Source organism: Streptomyces sp. SID12501 (assembly GCF_010550245.1).
Classification (GTDB): domain Bacteria; phylum Actinomycetota; class Actinomycetes; order Streptomycetales; family Streptomycetaceae; genus Streptomyces.
Map to the genome: position 1 here is coordinate 1 of NZ_JAAGLU010000935.1, position 403 is coordinate 403.

General features: G+C 75.2%; 1 protein-coding gene. It reads left to right on the top strand.

What is annotated here, in order from left to right; genetic code table 11:
- The coding region (locus G3I71_RS50725) for a hypothetical protein (RefSeq protein WP_203733255.1) at positions 1-403 on the top strand (403 nt) is incomplete at both ends.

Genomic DNA, 403 nt, shown 5'->3' on the forward strand with positions numbered 1-403 from the left:
CCGCCTCGACGCGCTGCCCGCGCTGCTCGGCGCGAGCCTGGGGCTGCTGCTCACGTCGCTGGGCACCGCGAGCGTCACGTCCGCGCTGGTCGTCTACCCGGTGCAGATGCCGGGCGAGAACCCGTTCGGCACCAAGCAGGGCGCGAACGCGGCGTCGTTCACGTCGCAGCTGGCGGGCTTCACCGCCGTCGTCGTGCTCGGCGCCATCGTCTTCGGCATCGTCCGCCAGGGCCAGGCCAACGCCGAGGCCTACGGCGACGTCGTCTACGCCGGCGGCACCGCCAACACCGTCGTGCCCGCGCTCGCCGACGTCGAGCGGCCCGACGTGGCCGACGACGCGGGCGGCGTGCCGGTCAGCTCCGAGGGCGTCGGCACGGCCGTGCCGGACGACGTCGAGGTCCAG